This window comes from Blautia aquisgranensis (genome assembly GCF_040096615.1).
Taxonomy (GTDB): Bacteria; Bacillota; Clostridia; order Lachnospirales; family Lachnospiraceae; genus Blautia_A; species Blautia_A aquisgranensis.
In genome coordinates this window covers 16,456-41,372 of the sequence record NZ_JBBMEJ010000024.1, presented here as the reverse complement: position 1 = coordinate 41,372, position 24,917 = coordinate 16,456, and the positions used below count along the sequence as shown (strand labels likewise).

The window sequence follows — 24,917 nt, the reverse complement described above, 5'->3', positions numbered from 1 at the left end:
GATCTAGCAGCTTCCTGTACGGAAACAGCTACAGCAACTGTCATACCAACCATCGGGTTGTTTCCAGCGCCGATAAGACCCATCATCTCTACGTGAGCCGGTACGGAAGAAGATCCTGCGAACTGAGCGTCAGAATGCATACGTCCAAGTGTATCAGTCATACCGTAGGAAGCAGGACCTGCTGCCATGTTATCCGGGTGAAGTGTACGTCCTGTACCACCGCCGGAAGCAACGGAGAAGTATTTCTTACCTTTCTCATTGCACTCTTTTTTGTATGTTCCTGCTACTGGATGCTGGAAACGAGTCGGGTTTGTGGAGTTTCCTGTGATGGAAACGTCAACGCCCTCTTTCCACATGATAGCAACACCTTCCGGAACGCTGTTAGCGCCGTAGCAGTTAACTTTTGCACGAAGACCCTCTGAATAGGATTTACGGAATACTTCCTTAACCTCGTTCTTATATGGATCATACTCTGTCTCTACATATGTAAAGCCGTTGATACGGGAGATGATCTGAGCAGCATCTTTACCAAGACCGTTCAGGATAACACGAAGAGGTTTTTTACGAACTTTGTTCGCTTTCTCAGCGATACCGATAGCACCCTCAGCTGCTGCGAAAGACTCATGTCCTGCAAGGAAGCAGAAGCAGTCTGTCTCTTCCTCAAGAAGCATCTTTCCAAGGTTTCCATGTCCAAGACCTACCTTACGTGTGTCTGCAACGGATCCCGGAATACAGAATGCCTGAAGGCCTTCTCCGATAGCTGCTGCTGCGTCAGCGGCTCTTCTGCAGCCTTTTTTGATTGCGATAGCTGCACCTACTGTGTAAGCCCAGCAAGCATTCTCGAAGCAGATCGGCTGAATGCCTTTGATCTGATCGTAAACGTTCAGACCCGCGTCTTTAGTGATTTTCTCAGCTTCTTCGATAGAAGCGATTCCATAGCTGTTTAAAACAGAATTGATCTTGTCAATTCGTCTCTCATATGATTCAAATAAAGCCATTTCCTGTAACCTCCTGATATTTTTACCTTACGAAGTGTAATTACTCTTTTCTTGGGTCGATGATCTTAACAGCATCTGCAACACGGCCGTACTGACCTTTTGCTTTCTCCCATGCTGTGTTCGGGTCATCACCTTTCTTAATGAAGTCAGTCATTTTTCCAAGGCTTACGAACTGGTATCCGATGATCTCATCGTTCTCGTCAAGAGCGATACCTGTAACATAACCCTCAGCCATCTCAAGGTAACGAGGTCCTTTTTTCAGAGTTCCATACATTGTACCAACCTGAGAACGAAGTCCTTTTCCAAGGTCCTCAAGACCAGCTCCTACTGCAAGTCCGTCCTCGGAGAATGCAGACTGGGAACGTCCGTAAACGATCTGAAGGAAAAGCTCTCTCATAGCTGTATTGATTGCATCACATACAAGGTCTGTGTTCAGTGCCTCCATAACAGTAAGTCCTGGAAGAATCTCAGAAGCCATAGCTGCAGAATGAGTCATTCCTGAACATCCGATAGTCTCAACAAGTGCCTCCTGGATGATTCCCTCTTTAACGTTAAGGGAAAGCTTACATGCACCCTGCTGAGGAGCACACCAGCCAACACCGTGTGTAAATCCGGAGATATCCTTTACTTCTTTTGCCTGAACCCATTTTGCTTCTTCCGGGATCGGAGCGGCACCATGATGTACGCCCTGTGCCACTGGACACATTTCTTCTACTTCGCGTGAATAAATCATTTTAAAACTCCTTTCAAGTATAGATTGACCGATGTTATTGAGAAAAAAAGTTCTATAACACCCTATGGGTATTTTCTCACAAAACCTTTGTTTCGTCCAGTCATATTTGATAATTTTTTGTGATAAAACGCATTATATTGGAAGTTATTATTCCGGTATTTCCCCCTTATCCGCCAAATATTTCTGGCAACTTCATCATCCATATGTTAATATGTTATCAAGTCAGACCCCGGAGGTTTATTTTTTATGAACACATCTGCAGATTTTATTTTTCCAGAAAAATACCGCATACTCAGTGGCAGCACCCTGAAAATGATCGCGATCATAACCATGCTCATTGACCACACCGGAGCCGTTCTCCTCAGTATGTACCCACCGGCTCAGAAAATATTCTTCACGCTATTCGGCCGGGAATACAGTCTGTATCTCATCTTCCGCGATATTGGAAGAGTCGCCTTCCCGATCTTCTGTTTTCTCCTTCTGGAAGGCTTCCGGCACACACACGACCGCTTCCGTTACGGACTAAACCTCTTCCTTTTTGCACTGATCTCCGAGATCCCATGGAACCTTATGTTCACAAATACTCTGCGTTATGAAAAACAGAATGTGTTTTTTACACTTTTCCTGGGATATCTTGCCTTCTGCGCCATTGAATATTTTCAGGATGACCAGCTCCGTCAGCTGTTGTGCATAATCGGTCTGCTGATCGTTTCCATCCTTCTGAAAGCAGATTATTCCTGGCGTGGATATATCTTTCTCCTGATCATGTACTACACAAGAAAAGATCCAACCGGCCAGGCCATCCTCGGAAGCTGCTGGCTGTACTACGAGTGGAGGGCATGCTTTGCCTTTCTGTCCATTAACCTCTACAATGGAGAGAGGGGGTTTGTTCGGAACAAAGTCTTAAAATACGTTTTTTATTGGTTTTATCCGGTGCATATTTTGGTATTAGTGGTAATTAGGAAAGTTTTGTTTTTATGAGATTTTTTTCTACCTTTTTTAAGGTGGGAATATCTGAGGGGAGAAAACACTCAAAGTTGCGAAGCCCGTTTTTCTCCCCTCAGACTCCCCTCTTTCCGGGCACGCGAAAAATCTCTTATTTTTTATAATGTAACGTTTTGATTTTAATCTGTATTCTACTTCTCTCAGAAATGCAAGGTTGTGCCGATTATTTTATATACAGTTCCACTGTCAAACAAACCGGCACATCTTCCAAATGCACCGTCAAACCAATTCGTCACACCCTCAAACGCAATCTCAGCCTTTCCCATAAGCCATCCAGCGCAACGCCGATGGCCCATCCCCTCCCGTCAGACCACGCTATCCTCACCACCGGATGAACCAGCCCGGGAGGTGTGTGCTGTATTCCACTGACTCTGCAGGAGAGGAGCTGATTCTTGGCTGGTGGGAATCTGCGTTGTTTTTCAAAAGTCCGCTGTCTGAGCGACTTTAGGAGCGAGTTCGGGCTTTTGGAAAACGGTTTTAGCAGATTTCCGGCAGCCTAGAAGCCAGCCCTCGACGAAGCCCAGTGGAAAACAGCACACACCTCCCGGGCGTCCCCATCCGCCACACACCCACACAAAAAAAGAGCCACACTCCAAAAGTGCAGCTCTTTAGCATCAACGTGAACAGAAGGACAGGATCAATCCCATCTTTTTAATCCCTTTTTCTGACAACCTCACCGACATTCTTATAAATCGAATCCGACGCCACACAGCCTCTCACAGAAGACAGCGGATAAATATTACAGTTCCGTCCGATCACAGTACCAGGATTCAGCACAGAACCACATCCAACCTCAACATGATCCCCAAGCATAGCCCCGAACTTCTTAAGCCCGGTCTCGACCTTCTCCTCACCATCCTTCACAACCACAAGCTTCTTATCTGACTTCACGTTAGAACAGATCGATCCGGCCCCCATATGAGACTTATAACCAAGCACAGCATCACCAACATAATTATAATGCGGAACCTGCACCTTATTAAAGAGCACTGCATTCTTAAGCTCAGTAGAATTACCAACTACAGCACCCTCGCCAACGATCGCATTTCCACGGATAAACGCACAGTGACGAACCTCCGCATCCTTACCGATGATCGCTGGGCCTGTAATGCTGGCAGTCGGCGCAACCGTTGCAGACTTTGCGATCCATACATTCTCACCTATTTGCTCATACTCAGCAGGATCCAGAGTCTTACCAAGCTTAATGATAAAATCACCGATATCCGGAAGCACCTCCCACGGATAAGTCTTTCCCTCAAAAAGCTCTGCAGCGATCGTCTCGTTAAGATTCAGAAGATTGCTGATCGTAAAATCCTTCATCATGATTTTTTTCCTCCCTGTCCGGAAGCACGCTCCGGCTTCCTGTAATTTACAGCGGCCGCATCAAAAAACTGCCGCAGGTTATACTGATAATTGCTGGCCTCGACCTGCTGGGTACGCACCCTCACAAAATGCTCCAGCTTGTCCATATATTCCTGTTCTGTAATACTGCCCTCAGCCACATACGTGAGCCCTTTTTCCCAGCTCGCAGTAAGCTCCGGATTCAGAAGCTGCCGGATCGAACAGTTCACCACATCAAAGATCATCTCACCAAGAAGCGTAGGCGTGATCACCTGTGTCTTTTTATTCAATGCAAGATACTTGATATTTACAAGTTTTTTCAGAATCTCGGCTCTGGTAGCACTGGTACCGATCCCGCTGCCCTTGATCTGGGCGCGAAGCTCCTCATCCTCAATAAGCTGACCTGCATTCTCCATGGCAAGGATCATGGAACCGGAATTGTATCGTTTCGGCGGTGAAGTCTCGCCCTCCTTGATCGAAAGCCCGTTCACAGGAAGTATATCACCCTTTTTCAGCTTCTGCAACGCATCCAGAAGCACCGTATCACAGGAAACCTCTTCTTCCTCACCATTTCCACTCTTGTCACTGTCGGAAGCCTTTTTCCAGGCAAAAGAATTCGTGGCAACCTTAAGATATCCCTCTTCCTTAAGCACCTTAAAGGATGAAAAGAAAGCCTCCCCGTCAAGCTTCGTCACAAGACTCACCTTCTGATAAACAGCCGGCGGATAAAAAATACACAAAAATCTCCGCACGATCGTCTCATATACTCTCTGCGCGGTAAGTGAAACACTACCCAATGCATTTAAACCCTGACCTGTAGGAATGATCGCATAATGATCCGTGATCTGCTTATCATTCACATATCTCGTCTTTGAAATATTTTTCCAGGAATCCATTCCAAGAACTTCCGCTGCCACAGCCCCGGCCTGGGGATAATTGCGAAGACCAGAAATATTCTTATAGATCTCCTTAGCCACTGCTGTAGAAAGAACTCTGGCATCCGTTCTCGGATACGTCACCAGCTTCTTCTCATAAAGCTCCTGCACGATCCGCAGCGTCTCATCCGGACTGATCTTGAACAGCTTGGAACAGACATTCTGAAGCTCCGCAAGGTTGAACAGAAGCGGTGGATTCTTGTTCTCCTTCTTCCGCTCTATCTTCTCCACAGTACACTGAAGCGGCTGATTTTGCATCAGCTGGTCGATCAGCTCCTTGGCGTGCTCTTTTTTCTTGAAGCCGTTCTCTTTATAAAGATATGGGGACTGAAAATACCGGCTGCCTTCCACAGCTCTCCATTCTCCGTCAAAGCTCTCGCCCGCAAGGGCGATACTGCTTAATACCCGGTAAAACGGTGTCTTCACAAAGACGCGGATCTCCCTTTCTCTTCGAACCACCATTCCAAGAACACAGGTCATCACACGTCCCACTGCGATCGCCTGATACTTAGAATGGAGATAATTGGTCACGCTGCTGCCATAGCGCAAAGTCAGTACTCTTGAAAAATTAATTCCCATGAGATAATCCTCTTTTGCCCTGAGGTACGCAGATGCTGCCAGATTATCGTACTCCGAGATATCCTTTGCCTCCCGGATTCCTCTTAAGATCTCCTCTTCTGTCTGGGAGTCGATCCACACACGCTTCTGGACCTTTCCCTTCACGCCTGCCATCTGTGCCACCAAACGATAGATATATTCTCCCTCGCGTCCGGAGTCAGTACACACATAAATGGTCTCTACATCCGGGCGGTTCAAAAGTCCCTTTACAATATCGAACTGTTTCTTTACTCCCGGTATCACCTCATATTTAAATTCGCGCGGCAAAAAAGGCAGGGTATCAAAACTCCACCTTTTATATTTCATATCATATTTTTCGGGATAACTCATGGTGACCAGGTGCCCCACACACCAGGTCACCACGCTGTCCTGTGATTCCAGATATCCGTCTTTTCTCTGTCCGTTAATCTTTAAAGCCTTCGCAAATTCCTGTGCCACGCTGGGCTTTTCTGCTATGTATAAAGCCTTTGCCATACTATTTATCTGCACTCATCTTTCTAAGCGGCCATGCAAGAAGCACAGCTCCACCAACTATATTTCCTAATGTTACGATCACCATACTCTTAAGCATGGCACCGACAGACAATCCGGGAACCATACAGTACGCAACTGTAAAGATGCCCATATTTGCAATACAGTGCTCAAATCCGCTGACAACGAAACCTGAAATACAGATCACGATCATCAGAAACTTGCCTGACTCACTCTTAAGCTTAATGCCGCAAAGCACTGCAAGACAGACAAAGAAATTACAAAGCACTGCACGGAAAAACATCTGTCCTGCCGGAATACTGAGTTTTCCGTTTATAAAGCCGGCAAAATAATCTGCAGTACCGGAGGCTCCGGCACCTACAAAAATCCATGCCAGAATCAGGCATCCCACAAAATTGCCGATATAACTGACTCCCCATACCTTGCCAACGTCTTTCCATGATACGCTCTTGTCATACGCACCAAACGCCATTACCAGATTGTTACCGGTAAAAAGCTCTCCGCCTACCATCACGATCAGAAGTACCGCGATGGAGAACACGATGGCTCCAAGGAATTTCCCCCATTCCGGGAATGTCTTGGAAAATACATTTCCCACAACATTACTGTAGATCATCGCCACATCAATAAAAAATCCAGCCATGATCGCCCGCATAAAGTATTTTCCAAAGTTGCTGTTCAAGAGATTGCTCTTACCTTTCGCAGCGGTTGACAATTTCTCTACATCCTCCCTGTTCATAAATAGCACCTCCACATTTTTTTAGCAAGCGTGGCACTTTGCTGCTGCTTCTTTGTTCACAGCAGCACGCTTTACGGAAATCTGCTCTTCATATTGTAACACTTTATCAAATAGTTCACAACAAAAATGGGAAAATTTCTGAAAAATCATGTATTGTTACACACAACAAACAAAATCTCTGTCAGGCGGATATTCTCACTCTGCATTCAGTTAAATCAGAACCCGGTAGATTCCGTCCCATGCAAGTTCTTTTTCCTGCAAAAAAATCTCTGTCTCTTCCTCAGACTGCTTCTCGCATTTCCAGGCAAGCCCGCATTCGGCACTGATCTCAGACGGGATCGGAATCAGCCTTCCCGAAAATCCCGACTCCTTAGACGTTTTTTCCATCTTCATAGCTGCTGTTGTGGTAGAAAAGGTAATTACTGTTCGAATTTCTTTCTTACGCATTTACTTCTGCTCCTTAATATACGATCCTGTCGCACGGACACTTCACAGGCATTCTCTTTACAGACCCCTTCAGAAGTTTCCTTTGAGACGCAAAAACAGGACACCGAAAAGTTCCGATATCCCGTTCTGCTGATACTTTTTATTTCATATGAAGATTTACCTGATTATTTAGCCTGGATATATCCCTTAGCTTTCAGAGTCTCTGCACAGAGAACAGCTCCGCCTGCAGCTCCTCTTACTGTGTTATGGGAAAGTCCGATGAACTTGTAATCGTAAACAGTATCCTCACGAAGACGTCCTACAGATACTCCCATTCCGTTCTCATAGTTTACATCCATCTGTACCTGCGGACGGTTGTCCTCCTCAAGATACTGAATGAACTGCTTCGGAGCACTCGGAAGCTCAAGCTCCTGCGGAAGTCCCTTGAACTCAACAAGCTTCTGGATCAGCTGCTCTTTGGTCGGTTTCTTGCGGAATTTAACGAATACAGCTGCTGTATGTCCGTTGAGAACCGGAACACGTACACACTGGCATGTGATAACTGGTGTAGTAGCCGGAACGATCACGCCGTCCTCGATCTTACCCCAGAGTCTTAACGGCTCCTTCTCACTCTTCTCTTCCTCACCACCGATGTACGGAATGATGTTATGCTCCATCTCCGGCCACTCTTTGAAGGTCTTACCTGCTCCGGAAATAGCCTGGTATGTAGTAGCAACTACTTCATATGGCTCGAACTCTTTCCATGCAGTAAGAACCGGTGCGTAGCTCTGGATAGAGCAATTTGGCTTAACAGCTACGAAACCGCGTTTTGTTCCGAGACGTTTCTTCTGGAACTCGATTACATCGAAGTGCTCCGGGTTGATTTCCGGAACTACCATCGGAACATCCGGTGTCCAGCGATGTGCGCTATTGTTGGAAACAACCGGTGTCTCTGTCTTCGCGTACTCTTCCTCGATTGCCTTGATCTCTTCCTTAGTCATATCCACTGCGGAAAATACAAAGTCAACAGTAGCTGCAACCTTCTCAACCTCATGAATGTCCATAACAACAAGCTTCTTCACTGCCTCCGGCATCGGAGTATCCATCTTCCATCTGCCGCCTACAGCCTCTTCGTATGTCTTGCCTGCGCTTCTCGGGCTTGCTGCTACAGTAACCACCTCAAACCACGGATGGTTCTCCAGAAGAGAGATAAATCTCTGTCCAACCATTCCAGTTGCACCTAAAATACCGACTCTAAGTTTTTCGCTCATAATAAAATTTCTCCTCATCTTGTGTCCCTCTATGGCACACATTTGTCTTTTCTGTAAATACTATACCAATTTTTCAAAAAATGCAAGCATTATCTTAATTTTTTTCAAGATATTCCCTGTTCTCAGCGATTACCTGTTCCATAACGGACGGTCCCGGTGCTCCCAGAGTCACACGCTTCTCCACACAGGTCTTCATGCTGATCGCTTCGTAGATATCCTCCTCAAAGACAGGGCTGATCTCTTTGTACTCCTCAAGAGGAAGCTCATCCAGGGAGATTCCCTTGTCCAGGCACAAAAGAACCAGTCTTCCTACAATGCCGTGGGCATCACGGAACGGTACTCCATGATTTACCAGATAGTCAGCTGCATCTGTGGCGTTTGTAAAGCCTCTCTTTGCGCTCGCCTCCATGTTCGCCTTATTGAACTGCATTGTGGAAACCATACCTGTAAACAACGCGATACAGCCCTTTACTGTGTCGATCGCGTCAAAGGTCAGCTCTTTGTCCTCCTGCATATCTTTATTGTATGCAAGCGGGATTCCCTTCATGGTTGTAAGAATAGATGTCAGCGCACCGTAAACACGGCCAGTTTTTCCACGGACAAGCTCTGCGATATCCGGATTCTTCTTCTGTGGCATGATACTGCTGCCTGTGCTGTATGCGTCATCGATCTCCACGAAACGGTACTCATTGGAGTTCCACAGGATGATCTCCTCGCAAAAACGGCTCAGATGCATCATGATCGTGGAAAAAGCACTCAAAAGCTCGATCACATAATCTCTGTCTGATACGGAATCCATGCTGTTTCTGGTCGGCGCATCAAACCCCAGAAGTTCTGCTGTGTAAGCACGGTCCAGTGGATAAGTCGTTCCTGCCAGTGCGCCTGCACCCAGCGGACAGGTATTCATTCTCTTACGGATATCAAAAAGTCTGTCGCGGTCTCTCTTAAACATCTCAAAATAAGCACCTACATGATGTGCCAGTGTGACCGGCTGTGCCTTCTGAAGATGGGTAAATCCAGGCATGTAGGTGTGCACATTCTCTTCCATGATCTTCTGCAGTGCAACAAGAAGCGCTTTCAGCTCTTTATCCGTCTCATCGATCTCATCACGGACATAAAGCTTCATATCAAGTGCAACCTGATCATTACGGCTTCTTCCTGTGTGCAGCTTCTTACCAGCGTCACCGATGCGGTCAATCAGATTCGCCTCCACGAAGCTGTGGATATCCTCGTATTCGGATGTGATCGCAAGCTTTCCAGCCTCCACATCTGCAAGAATTCCGTCCAGGCCTTCTGTGATCTGATTCTTCTCTTCCTCTGTCAGGATGCCCTGTTTTGCAAGCATGGCAACGTGTGCCTTGCTTCCGCGGATATCCTGTTTATAGAATTTCTGGTCAAAAGAAATCGATGCATTAAAATTATAAACCAGCTTGTCCGTCTCCTTTGTAAAACGGCCTCCCCATAACTGTGCCATATCTCTGTTCCTCACTTTTTCTTTTTTGCGGCAGAATAGCCTGTTCTGCACCGACGTACAGCCTCGTCCCGGCCTTCTGCACTTTTCTGTGTTAGTGTATCATATTTTTATAAAAATGCAAAGTTTTTCATACTTATACATTCTGTAAATCTTACTATTCTTCTGTCTCTGAATTTTCAACTGCTTTTTTGCGGTCTCTTTCCTGGGCTTCTCTTCTGGAGAAAACGCAGCCGCAGTAATTCTGGCGGTACAGATCGTACTCATGTGATAATTCAATAGAACGTTTATATCCATTCTTCTTTTTGAAATCCGATGGCAGGTGCTCTACCTTATAGATTCCGGATAACTCCTCACCGATCTCATTGATCTTTCCGGCATTTTTCAGAGGACTGATGCTGAGCGTAGTCGTAAAGTAATCATATCCACCCTCTTCTGCCAGCTTCGCAGCCTCCTCCATACGAAGGCGGTAACACCGGAAGCACCGCTCTCCACCCTCCGGGATGTCCTCCAGACCTTTTGCCATATCATAGAATTCCTTCGGATCATACCGGCCTTCCACCAGCGTCACCGGATGAACAAAATCCATTTCTCCGATCAGGCGGCGGATCTCCTCCACACGATGAACATACTCTTCCTCCGGTGCAATATTCGGATTATAAAAAAACACTGTGATCTCAAAATACTGTGAAAGATATTCCATCACATAACTGCTGCAAGGTGCACAGCAGGCATGGAGAAAAAGCCTCGGCACCTTTCCATCCTTCTGTATATTTTTTATCAGATTATCCAGCTCTTTCTGGTAATTTCTCTTATTCAAACAAATGCTCCCTTCTTCTGATACACTGATTTTCTGAATTGCTGTGATTTCCTTTATCAGTCAGCATTTCTCAGACATATGATGATATTATACCACTATCTACGAAACGGAGGCAATATTCATGAAGCCTGTCTTAAAGGTACGGGATGTGTGTCTTTCCTATCACACCTTATCCGGAGAGACCCCCGCCCTTTCTCATATATCCTTTGATCTCATGCCTGGCGAATTTCTGTCCATTGTAGGTCCGTCCGGTTGCGGAAAATCCACGCTTCTCAATCTGATCGCCGGTCTGCTCTCTCCTGAGAGTGGTTCCGTCACCTTAGATGGAAAAAAAATCTCTGCCGGAAGCACTGAAGTAGGATACATGCTCCAGAAGGATCATCTTCTGGAATGGCGCAGTATTTACCGGAATATTCTCCTTGGCCTTGAAATCCGTAAGGAGCTCACTCCCCAAAAGCTTGCAAACACGGAAGCGCTTCTTAAAACCTACGGTCTTGACCGTTTCCGGGATGCAAAACCATCCCAGCTTTCCGGTGGCATGCGGCAAAGAGCAGCCCTGATCCGGACCCTTGTGCTGGAACCGGAGCTTCTTCTTCTGGATGAGCCTTTTTCCGCGCTGGATTATCAGACCCGGCTGAATGTCAGTGATGACATCGGAAAAATCCTCAAAACATCGGGCAAGCCTGCGATCCTTGTCACACATGATATTTCCGAAGCCATCAGCATGGCTGACCGGGTGCTGATCCTCTCCGCCCGTCCCGCTACAGTACAAAGAATCGTTCCCATCCATCTTGATATAAAAGACCGCACACCGTTTTCCTCCAGAAATGCTCCGGATTTCAAAAAATATTTCAACCTTATATGGAAGGAGCTGAACAAAAATGCCTGATTTCTCCCCTCGGCAAAAACAATATCTCGCACAGCAGAAAAAAGAAAAGCACATAGTCCTGGCAGCGCGCATTCTGCTCTTTGTCCTTTTTATGGGACTCTGGGAAGTGTCCGCAAAATGGGACTGGATTGATTCTTTTATATTCAGCAGTCCTTCCCTGATCACAAAAACCTTTTTCCTGATGTGTCGGGATCAGTCTCTTTTTTCACATATTGCAGTCACACTGACAGAAACTCTTGTCAGTTTCTTTTTTGTTGTACTCCTTGGAGTTGGAACTGCAATACTTCTCTGGTGCTCCCCAAAAGCTTCACGGATTCTCGAGCCTTACCTGGTCGTTCTCAACAGCCTGCCAAAATCCGCTCTCGCTCCTCTTCTCATCGTATGGCTGGGTGCCAATGAACGTACCATTGTTGTGGCCGGTATGTCTGTCGCCATTTTCGGCTCCATCATCAATCTGTACTCCGGCTTCTGCCAGGCAGACCCTGAAAAATTAAAGCTCATCGAAACCCTGGGCGGACACAAAAAAGAAAAACTGACCAAGATCGTTCTGCCCTCTTCCGTCCCGTTGATCTTAAGTGTAATGAAGGTCAACATCGGTCTCTGTCTGGTAGGCGTGATCATCGGAGAATTTATCGGTGCCCGAAAAGGTCTCGGATATCTGATCATCTACGGCAGCCAGACTTTCAAGCTCACCTGGGTTCTGATGTCCATTGTAATCCTGTGCGTAATCGCTATGGTGTTGTATGGAATCCTGAATTTTATTGAAAAACGGGTATGGAAATATTAATCCCAAAAACAACCTATAAAAAGCAGCCAGGTGCATATGCATATCCCACATATGTCCCTGGCTGATCACTTTCTTTTTATTCAACTGCTGTTCACTCTGTAACCAGCAGCCTTACTTATCTGATTTCTTCATAAATCTATCCACAAATTCCTCCCACGGTACCGGTCTGGAATAATAGAAGCCCTGAATCTCATCACAGTCCAGCTCCCGTAAAAGTGCCACCTGACCTGCAGTCTCCACGCCTTCCGCAAGCACCTGCATTCCAAGACTGTGAGCAAGTGCAATGGTGTGGCGGATAACTTCCATACCTCTTGTATTCTCTATGTAATCGATCAGGCTCTTATCCAGCTTCAGCGTATCAAACGGAAGCTGGTTCAAACTCGTCATGGAAGAATATCCGGATCCAAAATCATCCATATGAAGCTCAAATCCTGCATGAACCATCTTCTCTGTGAGCTCCCTGATCTGCACATTATAAAGAGCAGCCGTCTCCGTCAGCTCAATAGGAACCGCCGAAAAAGGAATTCCTCGCTCCTCCACGATCCGTACATAACGCAGGATCATATTTTCATAATGAATACTGGCTCTTGAAAGATTCACAGAAATCGGAAGCAGTTTTCCACCTGTCTCCATATGATTCTTCTGAATTTCGCAGACCTTCTGAAACACATATTCATCCAGCCGGACGATCAGACCATCTTTCTCATAAAGCGGGATAAATTCTCCCGGAGAAACCATGGAACCGTCCTTTTTGCGCCAGCGGACAAGCGCCTCCGCTCCTGCGATCTCCTCTGTGACCACATTATATTTCGGTTGCAGATAAACTACAAATTCCTCATTACGGATGGCTTTCTCAAACTCATTCTCCATCATCCGGTCTCGGATATGCTTCCGTCCCATCTCATCATCATAAAACGCAAACGGATGCTCATAGTCATCCTGAATACTCTTCATCGCCAGAAACGCCCTGTCACAGATCAGCGTCAGTGACAATGTCTTATCCACATCCTTATAAATACCATAATTCACTGCCAGCTTGGGAACCGGAGCCTCTTCCTCGATTCTGCGGATGGCTTTGTCCACAGTTTCTGCTTCCAGCGGAAGATTACCATACATGATTGTAACGAACTGATCTCCGCCATATCTGGCTACCATGCCATTATGTATCCGGCTCTTATATGTATCTGCCAAATACTGCAACACCTGATCTCCTGTCTTCTCACCGTAAGTGCCGTTGATCCACTTGAAATTCTTAACATCTGCCACAATCACATGGAATTTCTCATCCTGTTTGAATCGCATCAGAGTCTTTGCGTGATGGAAAAATGCCTGCCGGATATAGATTCCCGTAAGCTCATCGTATTCCAGCGCAGACAGAACGATCGCAGATTCCCGAAGCTTGATCACACTGTTGATCTTCCCCTTGACAATGCGGATATTATAAGGCTTCCGGATAAAATCTACCGCTCCAAGCTCCAGACAGCGTACCTCATCTTCCGGCCGGTTACTTCCGGTTATTACAATTACCGGGACAGAGGAAAGCATCACATCATCCTGAATCCGCTCCAGGAACTGAAAACCGTCACAGATCGGCATGCTCACATCCAGAAGCACTGCTGAAATATCCCGGTAATTTTCCCCAAGAAGCTTCAGACCTTCTTCACCGTCACATGCTGTCATAACATCATAGCTGTCCTCCAGAAGCTCTGTAAGAAGTTTTCGGTTCAGCTCATTATCTTCTATAATAAGAAGTTTCCTTCTGGAAGCTGTTCCTCCCGGCTCCAAAATCGATTCCATCTCACTGTGACGGACATCGGAATCCTCATTGGCAAACGCCAGAACCACATCTTCAAAACTGTCTGCTTCCCCGATTCTTGCACATTTCACATAATAGTGATAAATCGTATCATTCCGGTACACTCTGTAGTGCACCTTAAACTGCGGAACCTTTCTCAGTCGGTCACAGATCTTCTCAAAATCCATCGCCTGATGCATACGCAGTTTATCCTCTGCTGCAACATTATCTTCTATATAGATATCCATTACCTTGTCATAAGAATCATTACGGAGCAGACTCTCTCCTACTCCTCCAAGCATACGGTTATGGAACCGGCATACGCTGATTTTATGTGTCCTACGGTTCACGGAATAAATATTCGTGTAATTCTTGCCCAGTACATTAACAATTCCAAGAAGAAGCGGATTCTCGCCATTATTGGTCAGCTCACTGTAAACATCCTGTGTAGCTTCTGCTGCCGAAAATACAAGAGCATGTCCCATCTCTCCTGATTCCAGCTCAATCTCTATAGCATCAATTGCACGAAGCATATTACTTCCGGGCTCCAGATAATTCTCAGGCCCCTCAATTCCATTCGCTACCGGACAGTTCTCACAGGGTACATCCTGCTTCATCAGACATTGATAACACTTCTCACCTTTTTTCAGTTCCGGGTACATGGTCTTCGCAGCATGGTTATAGCTGACTATATTATATTCTGCATCTATCACATACATTCCCGACGCATTCCTGCCCATCTTACACACCTCCAGGACCATTGTACTTCTCCAGAAACGGTCACCCAAATTCATAACTATGGCATAATTGTATACTCTTTTTCTGGTAATAGCAAACCTTTTTTCTATATTTTTTACAGGTTTCTGTTTTTATTGCAGGCATACGAACTGTATCTGTCTGCTTCAACGCATCTGAAAAGATTTCCCACGTACGGGCACTCCCGCCAGCTCTGCAAGACGCTTAATTCCCACATCTGCGATGGAAACCGCACTTTCTATATGGTTAAAATCCGTTGCACTGTAATCAAAAAGAATATTTCCCTGTGCCTCGAATTCCTCATCTGCATCCCAGAAATAAAATCGCATCGGCATGCACTCAAAGGCTTTGATCTCATAGCCTACATCACCTTGAGGAAGCTCACGTCCACCAAGGCTTAACAATGCGTGTCGAAGTTCCTTAGCGTGTCCGGAAAATGTAGCACTGAAAACATCTGTCTCTCCGATCTTATACGCCGGTGCAAAAGGTCTTGCATTTCGAAGCTCTGCAAAAGGTACCCATTTTTCCATGAAAAAAGCACCTTCTTTTGCGTAGCCCAGAAGTGTGTAGATATTCAGCTGTTCTGTTGTATCCGGTTCGCTCTGTCCGTCAAGACTATGGATACTTCCATCCTTTTTGCTGATTCCGAATTTCCGGCCGAAATGCGTGATCGCAAGAAAGCCGTTTTCGTCCTTTAACTCCGGTACACGCCTGCGCAGCTCCTCCTGATCCATTTTCATAAATTTATCTGCCCATTCCATGCAAAGCTTCACATAGTTGGAAATTTTTTCTTCCCGCATTTTCTCTCCTCCTGGTATCCGTCCGGCAGCTTCCGGTCTGTTCTCTTACACTTTTATTCTGCAAAGCATTAATATTTCTGCCTTCGCCTCGAATTCTTCTTTCAGAATACATGCTTTCGTGTTTTTCCGCAAGCGCCCTGTATTCTGGATGAATTTGAACTGTTTTTCATATAAAAAAATTGACTTTGAACGTTTCTTTCTTTTTTGACATATCCTCTTTTAAATTTTACTTATTCGTCCAAAATTTCAGCATAAAAATAATGCTTTTTTGCACAAAAAACTGGATTTTCAAGCTCTAAAGGTGTATAATATGAACAAAGTTTATTGTTTGCAAGGTTAAATATTTCCTAACAATAAACAAGAAATGAAAGTGAGGATTCGCCATGAAACAAAACAGTATGTTAGCAATGATCCTGGCCGGTGGAAGAGGAAGTCGTCTTCACGAGTTGACGAATAAAGTTGCCAAGCCAGCCGTTGGTTATGGCGGTAAATACCGTATCGTGGATTTTCCGCTCAGTAACTGTGCCAACAGCGGCATTGATGTCGTAGGTGTACTGACACAGTATGAATCAGTTTTACTGAACAGCTATGTAGCAGCCGGTGGCCGCTGGGGCCTTGATGCCAAGGACAGCGGAGTTTATGTACTTCCTCCACGTGAGAAGGCTGATGCCGGTCTGGATGTATACCGTGGAACAGCTGATGCGATCTCTCAGAATATTGATTTCATCGACTCACAGAACCCGGAATACCTTCTGATCCTTTCCGGTGACCACATCTATAAGATGAATTATGCAAAGATGCTTGATGACCATATCCAGCATAAGGCAGATGCGACTATTGCAGTTATCGAGGTTCCCATGAAGGAAGCCAGCCGTTTCGGTATCATGAACACCGGTGAAGATGACCGCATCGTGGAATTTGAGGAGAAACCGGAACACCCGAAGAGCAACCTTGCCTCTATGGGTATCTACATATTCAACTGGAAGCTTCTGCGTAAGCTCCTGCTGGCAGATATCAAGAATCCGGATTCCAATCACGATTTCGGTAAAGACATCATCCCTACACTCCTTGCACAGGACAAGGCGCTCTACGCCTACAAGTTCAAAGGCTACTGGAAGGATGTAGGAACCATCGATTCCCTCTGGGAAGCAAACATGGATCTTCTCAGTCCTAACAGTGAACTGGATCTTAACGATCCTACCTGGAAAATCTACACTGAGGATGCTACCTCTCTTCCACAGTATATCTGTGATACCGCTGTGATCAACACTGCTTTCATTACTCAGGGCTGTGTTGTAGAAGGTGAAATCACCAACTCCGTACTTTTCACAGGCGTCAAGGTCGGTCCTGGTGCCAAGATCATCGACAGTGTCCTGATGCCGGGTGTTGTTGTTGAAGCAGGTGCCGTTGTCCAGCGTGCTCTCGTTGCAGGCGGAGTCGTGATCGGTGCCAACGCTCGTGTCGGTTCCAAAGACAGTGAGCACATCGAACTTGTATCAAAACGTGTAAAGGGGGCTGAGTAATATGTTTAAAGCATTTGGAATCGTGAATTCCTCAGAAAGAAATATCCATGTGGAGGGGCTTCAGGACTACCGTGCGATCGGCGCCTTTTCATTTCTCGGAAGATATCGTGTCATCGACTTCCCGATCTCAAATATGACCAACAGCGGGATCGAGTACATTCAGGTCTATGTAAAGAACAAACCCCGTTCTCTTGTGGAACATCTCGGAACCGGACGTCACTACAACATCAACTCCAAGAGCGGTAATCTCCAGATCCTCTTTTCAGAGCATTCCGGAGTCAACGATATCTATAACACCGATATCGACAACTACTACTCCAATCTGGAGTGCATCGAAGCAGTTCATTATCCGTATGTTGTTATCGCTCCGAATTACATGATCTACACCACCGACTACTCCAAGCTGATCGATGCCCATATCGAATCCGGCGCGGATGTGACCATGCTTTATCATTCCGTTGATAATGCCAAGGAGAACCATCTGAACTGCCACATCCTGAACCTGAACCGTCAGAAGGGTGTTCTCTCCATTGAGCACAACCACGGCAATGCAAAGAACCGCAACATTTTCATGGATACTTACGTAATGAGCAAGGAGCTTTTCATCAGCCTCATCCATAAGGCAAAAGAGATTTCCTCTCTTTATACCCTTGCAGACGTGATCAATGCCGGTTGCAGAGACGGTGAGCTGGATGTGCGTGGTATATCTCATCGCGGATATTTTGCATCGATCACTGATTTCAAGAGCTATCACGATGCAAATATGGATCTGATCGACTACAAAACTGCAACGGATCTTTTCCATGATAACTGGCCGATCTATACGCGCACCAACAACTCCTGTCCGACTCATTATTTCGATACAGCCAATGTTTCCAATTCCGTTATCTCCAACGGTTCCATGATCGAAGGTACTGTAGAGAACTCCATTATCGGACGTGGCTGTACTATCAAGAAAGGTGCTGTTGTCAAAAACTGCGTTGTTCTTGCTGACTGTACCATCGGTGCCAACGTGCACATCGAGAATCTGGTCGTAGACAAGCATGCGAAAATCACCCACGCAAAGGAGATCATCGCTCCTGCAGAGGAGCCAGGTTACATCAAACGTAACGATACTCTGTAATATTCATATAAAAGAAGCCCGACGGTTCTTAAAATATGAACCGCCGGGCTTCTCCCTTTTATAAGCATATCTCATTCTGTGTTCTTATCAGAAGAGTGACCAGATCCGTTTCCGTACCTTCTCTTCATTCTTCATATCTCTCAGAGGATCGACTGAATCCACTTCAGAGCGTTCTCTTCATTCTTCACATTTACCGGAATGCAGATACATACCGTCTTATACGGAAGCGCCAGCTCTTCCGCCACCTTACCGCCATCAAGCTCCAGATGATATTCATCGGCAGCTCCCAGACTCTCATAGACCTCATCGCCAAAAAGCTCCTTTAAATCTGCATACATACCTTTATCCTTCTCGATGTCATAAAGCTCCTTCGGCATGACTACCACATCGATGGTTGCTGACTGGATCTCTGTGACATAGGCCATTCTCGCATAATAATCGAGATCACCAGTCTCATCGGTGGTAAGATTCTGTGCCACGCTGACCTCAGCAAATTTATTATCGATATCCAGAATGTCGAGGATGTTTTTTTCTACGGTGTCTGCTACAAAATCGCCGCTATCTACCACTGCAATGGAAAGCACAGTCTGCATCTGTGCGTGATGATAAAGGTTCACGCCAAGGCAGATAAGTCCGATCAGGGCAACCACGCCAAACATATGTGGCTTATAATACATCCAGATGTATTGGAGTTTCTTTCGAAAGCCCATCCCCTTAATCTTCTCTCGCTCTATCTTTCGACGTTCTTTCTTCGTCAGGTCTGTCTCATTAGGCATCTCCGGATTCAGTACACTCTCATCGCGCCCGTCGCTGCCCGCCTCAGCTCTGTTTCGTAAATCCATCGCTTCTGCTCCTTTATCTTCGGTATTTTTTATTTATTCCCATTCACTGATAAAGGTTATTCTAACATATTTTTGTGCAGAATGACAGATTTCAAATATGAAAATATCATAAAATATATCACTGCTGCCACAGTCACAAGCACACAAACCAGCACAGGTCTTGCCCAGAGGTACAGCACATTTTTACTGAGCCCCTCCATCCGGAAAACATCCTTCAGAATATCTGCCACGCAAAGATGAAAAAGATAGATAAAAAAGGCATATTTCTTTCCCACCGCAGAAAGGCTCTCCGGTGCCTTTATATCCGGTCTGGTCAGCGCTATAAGAAAAATTCCTGTTGCCATACATACCGATCCCAGTAACAGTTCCTGTTTTCCGAAAATCCGGTATTCCAGAAGGCTGCACAAGGCCCCCACTACCACCAGCGCATACAAAAAGAGCTCTTTTTTCCCGGAAAACCAGAGATTCAGCTTCTGCTGGTATCTGTGGATCAGATGTCCAGCCATAAAAAACGGAAAACCGGTAAACAGATAATTCCGAAACTGCATCACCCGGAAATGCTCTCCCAGATATGGGGAAAATTCCTCCATTCCGAAATGGATGAAAAGCAGTACCGGAATCAGCATATAAGCCAGTCTGTACAGCCGGAATTTCGCCACCAGGGCAAACAGAAGATAGCAGTACAGAAGTGCCGGGAGAAACCACAGATGCCACTTTACCTGCGAACTGTTGTTATATAGAAAGAACTCCCGGATATTTTCTCCGGAGACAAGCTCCTTAATCCACTTCGTCTGACTGTCCCCGTCAATATGATTCTGCATCAGTTCCCACAGAGTACAGACCGGAAAAGCCACCAGGATCAGCACCAGCACATGTCGGATCTTCTTTCCAGTTCTCGGAAATTCCATACCATCGCTCCGATAGCAGAAATACCCGGAAACCATAAAAAATACCGGCACAGCAAATCGCGCAAGCACATTTGCCACATCCCCGGCTGTTCCCGGAAAACGTATATGAAGAAGGACAACTGCGTAGGCGCATAAAGCTTTCACCATGTCCAGCGTACGATTTCGCATAAATTTCACTCCTTTATGCGTGCCAGCTGTTTCAATTTTTCCGAAATCAGACGACACGCCCTGTTTCGAACAGCTATGGTAGCAAACATGCTGGATTCTGTCAAGTCGGATGCAATATGTGATTTTCCTTTCTGCCTGTGCTTGCCTGACACTTTCGTCTGAATTATAATAACTATAATAAAGTACGAAAGGATCCTTCCATAATGAAAAAAGACGGCTACTACTCTTCCGGCGAATTCGCGCGCATGGCCCACGTGACCCTGCGTACCGTCCGCTACTACGATAAACAGGACATTCTTAAGCCCTCTCTTGTCACCGAATCCGGTGCGCGTTTTTATACAGATGAGGATTTTGCAAGGCTTCAGCAGATTCTCCTTCTGAAATATTTAGGCTTCTCTCTGGATGATATCCGGGAAATGACTATCGGTGATTCCGACTATCACTTCATGCTGAATTCTCTTAATATCCAGCTCCGCCTTGTGCGCGACCGGATTGAGCAGATGCAGCTTGTGGAAAAAGCCATCCAGGATACTGCCCAGGTGATTCAGGACCAGCACACCATAGACTGGAGTCAGATGCTGAACCTGATCCACCTTACCGGCATGGAAAAAAGTCTAAAAAACCAGTATCAGAATGCCACTAACATTTCCTCAAGGATCAACCTTCACAGTCTTTACTCGCAAAACAAACAAGGCTGGTTTCCATGGATCTTCCAGAACTGTCAGATTCATCCCGGACTTCGGATTCTGGAGCTTGGCTGCGGTGACGGAACCTTATGGACTGAAAATCTTGCTCTGATCCCGGAAGATGTTTCCATCACGCTTTCTGATATTTCCAGTGGTATGCTCCGCGATGCAAGGCGTGCCATCGGCTCTTCCGATACCCGTTTCGCTTTCCGGGCTTTTGATTGCAAAAAGATTCCCTATAAAGATGAAAGCTTTGACCTGGTGATTGCCAACCATGTACTTTTTTACTGTGACGACATTCCTTCTGTTCTTCGCGAAGTCAGTCGTGTGCTCTCTCCAGGTGGTCACTTTCTTTGCAGTGCCTACGGACAGGCACATATGCAGGAAGTCGGTCAGCTCGTACAGGATTTTGACAACCGTATCGTACTCTCAGCAGACAAACTATATGAACGATTCGGACGCGAAAACGGTGGGCAGCTTCTGGAGTCTTTTTTCCGGAAAGTTCAATGGCAGTCCTATGAAGATTTTCTCCTTGTCCAGGATGCAGAGCCTCTGATTTCCTATGTACTTTCCTGTCATGGCAATCAGAATCAATATATTCTGGACCGTTATAAGGAATTTCGTTCTTTTACAGCCAGAAAAACTACCAAAGGTTTCCGCATTACAAAAGACGCAGGCGTATTTCTTTGTGAAAAATAGCCAAAAATATAAAATATATAAAAATCTTCTTGAAGATTACCTTACGTCACCTTTTATAATAAAATCATAATATGAAAATATGCAGTTTCAAAACACTGCACAACATAACACAAAGGAGAAACGATATGAAAGGAATTATTTTAGCCGGTGGCTCCGGAACACGCCTTTATCCACTTACCATGGTAACTTCCAAACAGCTTCTGCCGATCTATGATAAACCTATGATCTACTATCCGATGTCCGTTCTCATGAATGCAGGCATCCGTGATATCCTGATCATTTCCACACCACAGGATACACCACGGTTTGAAGAACTTCTCGGCAATGGTCATCAGTTCGGTGTAAATCTTACCTACGCTGTACAGCCAAGTCCCGACGGACTTGCACAGGCTTTTGTGATTGGTGAAAAATTCATCGGTAACGATACTGTCTGCATGGTTCTCGGTGATAATATTTTTGCAGGCCACGGCCTTACAAAACGTCTGAAAGCTGCCGTAGATAATGCAGAAACCGGAAAGGGAGCTACTGTTTTCGGATACTATGTAGACGATCCGGAGCGCTTCGGAATCGTAGAATTCGATTCAAACGGCAAGGCTGTTTCCATTGAGGAGAAGCCCGAGAAGCCTAAGAGTAACTACTGTGTCACAGGTCTTTACTTCTACGACAACAAGGTTGTTGAATATGCAAAAAACCTGAAGCCAAGCGCAAGAGGCGAGCTTGAGATCACAGATCTGAACCGCATCTATCTTGAAAAGGGCCAGCTGAATGTAGAGCTTCTCGGTCAGGGATTCACATGGCTGGATACCGGTACACATGAAAGCCTTGTTGAGGCTACCAACTTTGTAAAAACTGTAGAGCAGCATCAGCACCGCAAAATCGCCTGCCTGGAAGAGATCGCATACTTAAACGGCTGGATCACAAAAGACGATGTACTCAAGGTTTATGAGATTCTTAAGAAAAACCAGTATGGTCAGTATCTGAAGGATGTTCTGGACGGTAAATATCTTGACGCACTTCACTGATTCCATACGGATGTACACAATCTGTACGGATATATTTCAAAAAACCTGTGACCCTGAAGCTTCTGAATCACACTAAATTATAAAAAGGAGATTTTTTTACATGACTATTATTGTTACCGGCGGTGCCGGATTTATCGGAAGTAACTTTATTTTTCATATGATGGAAGCTCATCCTGACTATCGTATCGTATGCCTGGACTGCCTGACCTATGCAGGAAACCTTTCCACTCTCGCACCGGTTATGGACAAGCCGAACTTCCGCTTCGTAAAAGAAAGCATCACAGACCGTGACGCTGTTTATAAGCTTTTTGAGGAGGAACATCCGGATATCGTTGTCAACTTCGCAGCTGAGAGCCATGTAGACCGTTCCATTGAAAACCCGGAGGTATTCCTTGACACAAACATCAAAGGAACTGCTGTACTTATGGACGCATGCCGCAAATACGGTATCCAACGTTATCATCAGGTTTCCACTGATGAGGTTTACGGAGATCTTCCTCTTGACAGACCGGATCTCTTCTTCACAGAGGAAACACCGATTCACACAAGCAGCCCGTACAGCTCATCCAAAGCCGGAGCAGATCTTCTTGTTCTTGCATACCACAGAACTTATGGCCTGCCTGTAACCATCAGCCGCTGCTCCAACAACTACGGACCATATCATTTCCCGGAAAAACTGATCCCGCTTATGATTGCCAACGCGCTTAATGACAAACCGCTTCCTGTTTACGGAAAAGGTGAAAACGTTCGTGACTGGCTCTATGTTGAGGACCACTGCCGTGCTATCGACCTGATCATCCACAAGGGACGTGTTGGTGAGGTTTACAACGTAGGCGGACATAACGAGATGAAAAACATCGACATTGTTAAGCTGATCTGCAAAGAGCTCGGCAAACCAGAGAGCCTGATCACACACGTTGCTGACCGTAAAGGCCACGATATGCGTTATGCGATTGATCCGACCAAGATCCACAACGAGCTTGGATGGCTTCCGGAGACAAAATTCGCTGATGGCATCAAGAAAACCATCAAATGGTATCTCGACAACAAAGAATGGTGGGAAACAATCATTTCCGGTGAGTACCAGAACTACTACGAAAAAATGTATGGAAACCGCGAGGAGGTTAAAGCATGAAATTTTTCGTAACAGGCGTTGGCGGCCAGCTTGGCCATGACGTAATGAATGAACTTTCCAGCCGTGGCCATGAAGGCGTAGGAAGCGACATTGCTCCTTCCTACAGTGGCATCGCAGATGGCACACCGGTGACGACTATGCCGTATGTACAGCTGGATATCACAGATAAAAAAGCCGTTGCAAAAGTGATACGCGAAGTCAATCCGGATGCAGTTGTACACTGTGCCGCATGGACAGCTGTAGACGCTGCCGAGGATGAGGAAAACCGCAAAAAGGTCCGTCTCGTCAATGTTGTAGGAACACAGAATATCGCAGACATCTGCAAGGAGCTTGGCATTAAGATGATGTACATCTCCACAGACTATGTTTTTGACGGTCAGGGAACTGCTCCATGGGATCCGGACTGCAAGGACTATGCCCCACAGAATGTATATGGCCAGACTAAGCTTGACGGTGAGCTGGCTGTATCTGGCACAGTCGACAAGTTCTTTATTGTCCGTATTGCATGGGTATTCGGCAAAAACGGCAAGAACTTCATCCGCACCATGGTAAATCTCGGAAAAACTCACGACAAGCTTACCGTTGTCAGTGACCAGATCGGAACTCCGACCTACACCTATGACCTTGCCCGTCTCCTGATCGATATGCTTGAGACAGACAAATACGGCTACTATCACGCAACCAACGAAGGCGGATTCATCAGCTGGTATGATTTCACAAAAGAGATCTTCCGTCAGGCTGCCGCCCTCGGTCATGAAGAATATGCAAAAGTTGAGGTTTCTCCTGTCACAACTGCAGAGTACGGTGTTTCCAAGGCTGTCAGACCATTTAACAGCCGTCTGGATAAATCCAAGCTTGTAAAAAACGGTTTCCGGCCACTTCCAACATGGCAGGATGCACTAAAACGATATCTGAAAGAAATCCTGTAAAAAAAA

Annotated in this window: 23 protein-coding genes; 9 read left to right on the top strand and 14 right to left on the bottom strand. The window is 45.9% G+C overall.

Annotation, left to right across the window (positions count from 1 at the left end; genetic code table 11):
• Positions 1–998: GGGtGRT protein (locus WMO28_RS15135; protein ID WP_349057535.1), on the bottom strand; the 998-nt coding region annotated here is incomplete at its 3' end.
• 40 nt (positions 999–1,038) lie between these two features.
• On the bottom strand, positions 1,039–1,731 hold the full coding sequence (locus WMO28_RS15130) for an iron-sulfur cluster assembly scaffold protein (protein ID WP_015525726.1): 693 nt from the start codon (positions 1,729–1,731) through the stop codon (positions 1,039–1,041).
• A gap of 246 nt (positions 1,732–1,977) precedes the next feature.
• Here WMO28_RS15130 and WMO28_RS15125 point away from each other — a divergent pair, with 246 nt between their 5' ends.
• On the top strand, positions 1,978–2,712 hold the full coding sequence (locus WMO28_RS15125; protein ID WP_349057534.1) for a TraX family protein: 735 nt from the start codon (positions 1,978–1,980) through the stop codon (positions 2,710–2,712).
• A 164-nt stretch (positions 2,713–2,876) separates the two neighbouring features.
• Here the strand turns inward: WMO28_RS15125 and WMO28_RS15120 are convergent, their stop codons facing one another.
• The 8 genes from WMO28_RS15120 to WMO28_RS15085 form a co-directional block, all read right to left on the bottom strand.
• Positions 2,877–3,032: a hypothetical protein gene (locus tag WMO28_RS15120; RefSeq protein WP_349057533.1), complete on the bottom strand. Its 156-nt coding sequence runs from the start codon at positions 3,030–3,032 to the stop codon at positions 2,877–2,879.
• Between the two features lie 355 nt (positions 3,033–3,387).
• Positions 3,388–4,059, bottom strand: a complete 672-nt coding sequence (locus WMO28_RS15115; RefSeq protein ID WP_178643890.1) for an LbetaH domain-containing protein — start codon at positions 4,057–4,059, stop codon at positions 3,388–3,390.
• Positions 4,056–6,104 carry a DNA topoisomerase gene (locus WMO28_RS15110; protein WP_349057532.1) on the bottom strand — a complete coding sequence of 683 codons (2,049 nt, stop codon included), beginning with the start codon at positions 6,102–6,104 and terminating at the stop codon, positions 4,056–4,058. Before WMO28_RS15110 ends, WMO28_RS15115 begins: the two co-directional genes overlap by 4 nt.
• Before the next feature lies 1 nt (position 6,105).
• Complete coding sequence (locus WMO28_RS15105) at positions 6,106–6,861, bottom strand: formate/nitrite transporter family protein (RefSeq protein WP_178643893.1); 756 nt, start codon at positions 6,859–6,861, stop codon at positions 6,106–6,108.
• 210 nt (positions 6,862–7,071) lie between these two features.
• Positions 7,072–7,308 (bottom strand): putative Se/S carrier protein, encoded by a 237-nt coding sequence (locus WMO28_RS15100; RefSeq protein WP_349057531.1) that lies wholly within the window; start codon positions 7,306–7,308, stop codon positions 7,072–7,074.
• 164 nt (positions 7,309–7,472) lie between these two features.
• The gene (asd, locus tag WMO28_RS15095; protein WP_178643896.1) at positions 7,473–8,558 is read right to left on the bottom strand and encodes an aspartate-semialdehyde dehydrogenase; all 1,086 of its coding nucleotides are present in this window, start codon (positions 8,556–8,558) and stop codon (positions 7,473–7,475) included.
• Positions 8,559–8,652: 94 nt separating this feature from the next.
• A complete protein-coding gene (gene argH / locus WMO28_RS15090) occupies positions 8,653–10,032 on the bottom strand; it encodes an argininosuccinate lyase (RefSeq protein WP_349057530.1) in 1,380 nt (459 codons plus the stop codon).
• A 154-nt stretch (positions 10,033–10,186) separates the two neighbouring features.
• Positions 10,187–10,849, bottom strand: a complete 663-nt coding sequence (locus tag WMO28_RS15085; protein WP_349057529.1) for an epoxyqueuosine reductase QueH — start codon at positions 10,847–10,849, stop codon at positions 10,187–10,189.
• A gap of 121 nt (positions 10,850–10,970) precedes the next feature.
• Here WMO28_RS15085 and WMO28_RS15080 point away from each other — a divergent pair, with 121 nt between their 5' ends.
• Both WMO28_RS15080 and WMO28_RS15075 read left to right on the top strand, forming a co-directional pair.
• Complete coding sequence (locus WMO28_RS15080) at positions 10,971–11,738, top strand: ATP-binding cassette domain-containing protein (protein WP_178643902.1); 768 nt, start codon at positions 10,971–10,973, stop codon at positions 11,736–11,738.
• A complete protein-coding gene (locus WMO28_RS15075) occupies positions 11,731–12,525 on the top strand; it encodes an ABC transporter permease (protein ID WP_349057528.1) in 795 nt (264 codons plus the stop codon). Before WMO28_RS15080 ends, WMO28_RS15075 begins: the two co-directional genes overlap by 8 nt.
• Positions 12,526–12,636: 111 nt before the next feature.
• Here the strand turns inward: WMO28_RS15075 and WMO28_RS15070 are convergent, their stop codons facing one another.
• Both WMO28_RS15070 and WMO28_RS15065 read right to left on the bottom strand, forming a co-directional pair.
• Positions 12,637–15,060: a putative bifunctional diguanylate cyclase/phosphodiesterase gene (locus WMO28_RS15070; RefSeq protein WP_349057527.1), complete on the bottom strand. Its 2,424-nt coding sequence runs from the start codon at positions 15,058–15,060 to the stop codon at positions 12,637–12,639.
• Between the two features lie 162 nt (positions 15,061–15,222).
• Positions 15,223–15,876, bottom strand: a complete 654-nt coding sequence (locus tag WMO28_RS15065) for a DUF3786 domain-containing protein (protein ID WP_349057526.1) — start codon at positions 15,874–15,876, stop codon at positions 15,223–15,225.
• Positions 15,877–16,259: 383 nt separating this feature from the next.
• On the opposite strand from WMO28_RS15065, the gene WMO28_RS15060 reads away from it, so the two are divergent.
• Positions 16,260–17,399 (top strand): glucose-1-phosphate adenylyltransferase, encoded by a 1,140-nt coding sequence (locus WMO28_RS15060; RefSeq protein ID WP_119239971.1) that lies wholly within the window; start codon positions 16,260–16,262, stop codon positions 17,397–17,399.
• Between the two features lies 1 nt (position 17,400).
• Positions 17,401–18,522 carry a glucose-1-phosphate adenylyltransferase subunit GlgD gene (gene glgD / locus WMO28_RS15055; RefSeq protein ID WP_178643908.1) on the top strand — a complete coding sequence of 374 codons (1,122 nt, stop codon included), beginning with the start codon at positions 17,401–17,403 and terminating at the stop codon, positions 18,520–18,522.
• A gap of 140 nt (positions 18,523–18,662) precedes the next feature.
• Here the strand turns inward: glgD and WMO28_RS15050 are convergent, their stop codons facing one another.
• Positions 18,663–19,364 carry a hypothetical protein gene (locus WMO28_RS15050; protein WP_349057525.1) on the bottom strand — a complete coding sequence of 234 codons (702 nt, stop codon included), beginning with the start codon at positions 19,362–19,364 and terminating at the stop codon, positions 18,663–18,665.
• 56 nt (positions 19,365–19,420) lie between these two features.
• Positions 19,421–20,440, bottom strand: a complete 1,020-nt coding sequence (locus WMO28_RS15045; RefSeq protein WP_178643912.1) for an acyltransferase family protein — start codon at positions 20,438–20,440, stop codon at positions 19,421–19,423.
• A gap of 203 nt (positions 20,441–20,643) precedes the next feature.
• Between WMO28_RS15045 and WMO28_RS15040 the strand changes: the two genes are divergently transcribed.
• The 4 genes from WMO28_RS15040 to rfbD all read left to right on the top strand — a co-directional run bounded on the left by WMO28_RS15040 (position 20,644) and on the right by rfbD (position 24,911).
• Complete coding sequence (locus WMO28_RS15040) at positions 20,644–21,825, top strand: methyltransferase domain-containing protein (protein WP_178643914.1); 1,182 nt, start codon at positions 20,644–20,646, stop codon at positions 21,823–21,825.
• 125 nt (positions 21,826–21,950) lie between these two features.
• Positions 21,951–22,847 (top strand): glucose-1-phosphate thymidylyltransferase RfbA, encoded by an 897-nt coding sequence (gene rfbA / locus WMO28_RS15035; protein ID WP_349057524.1) that lies wholly within the window; start codon positions 21,951–21,953, stop codon positions 22,845–22,847.
• Between the two features lie 100 nt (positions 22,848–22,947).
• A complete protein-coding gene (rfbB, locus tag WMO28_RS15030) occupies positions 22,948–23,982 on the top strand; it encodes a dTDP-glucose 4,6-dehydratase (RefSeq protein WP_015525710.1) in 1,035 nt (344 codons plus the stop codon).
• Positions 23,979–24,911, top strand: a complete 933-nt coding sequence (gene rfbD / locus WMO28_RS15025) for a dTDP-4-dehydrorhamnose reductase (protein WP_178643918.1) — start codon at positions 23,979–23,981, stop codon at positions 24,909–24,911. Before rfbB ends, rfbD begins: the two co-directional genes overlap by 4 nt.
• Positions 24,912–24,917 lie beyond the last annotated feature (6 nt).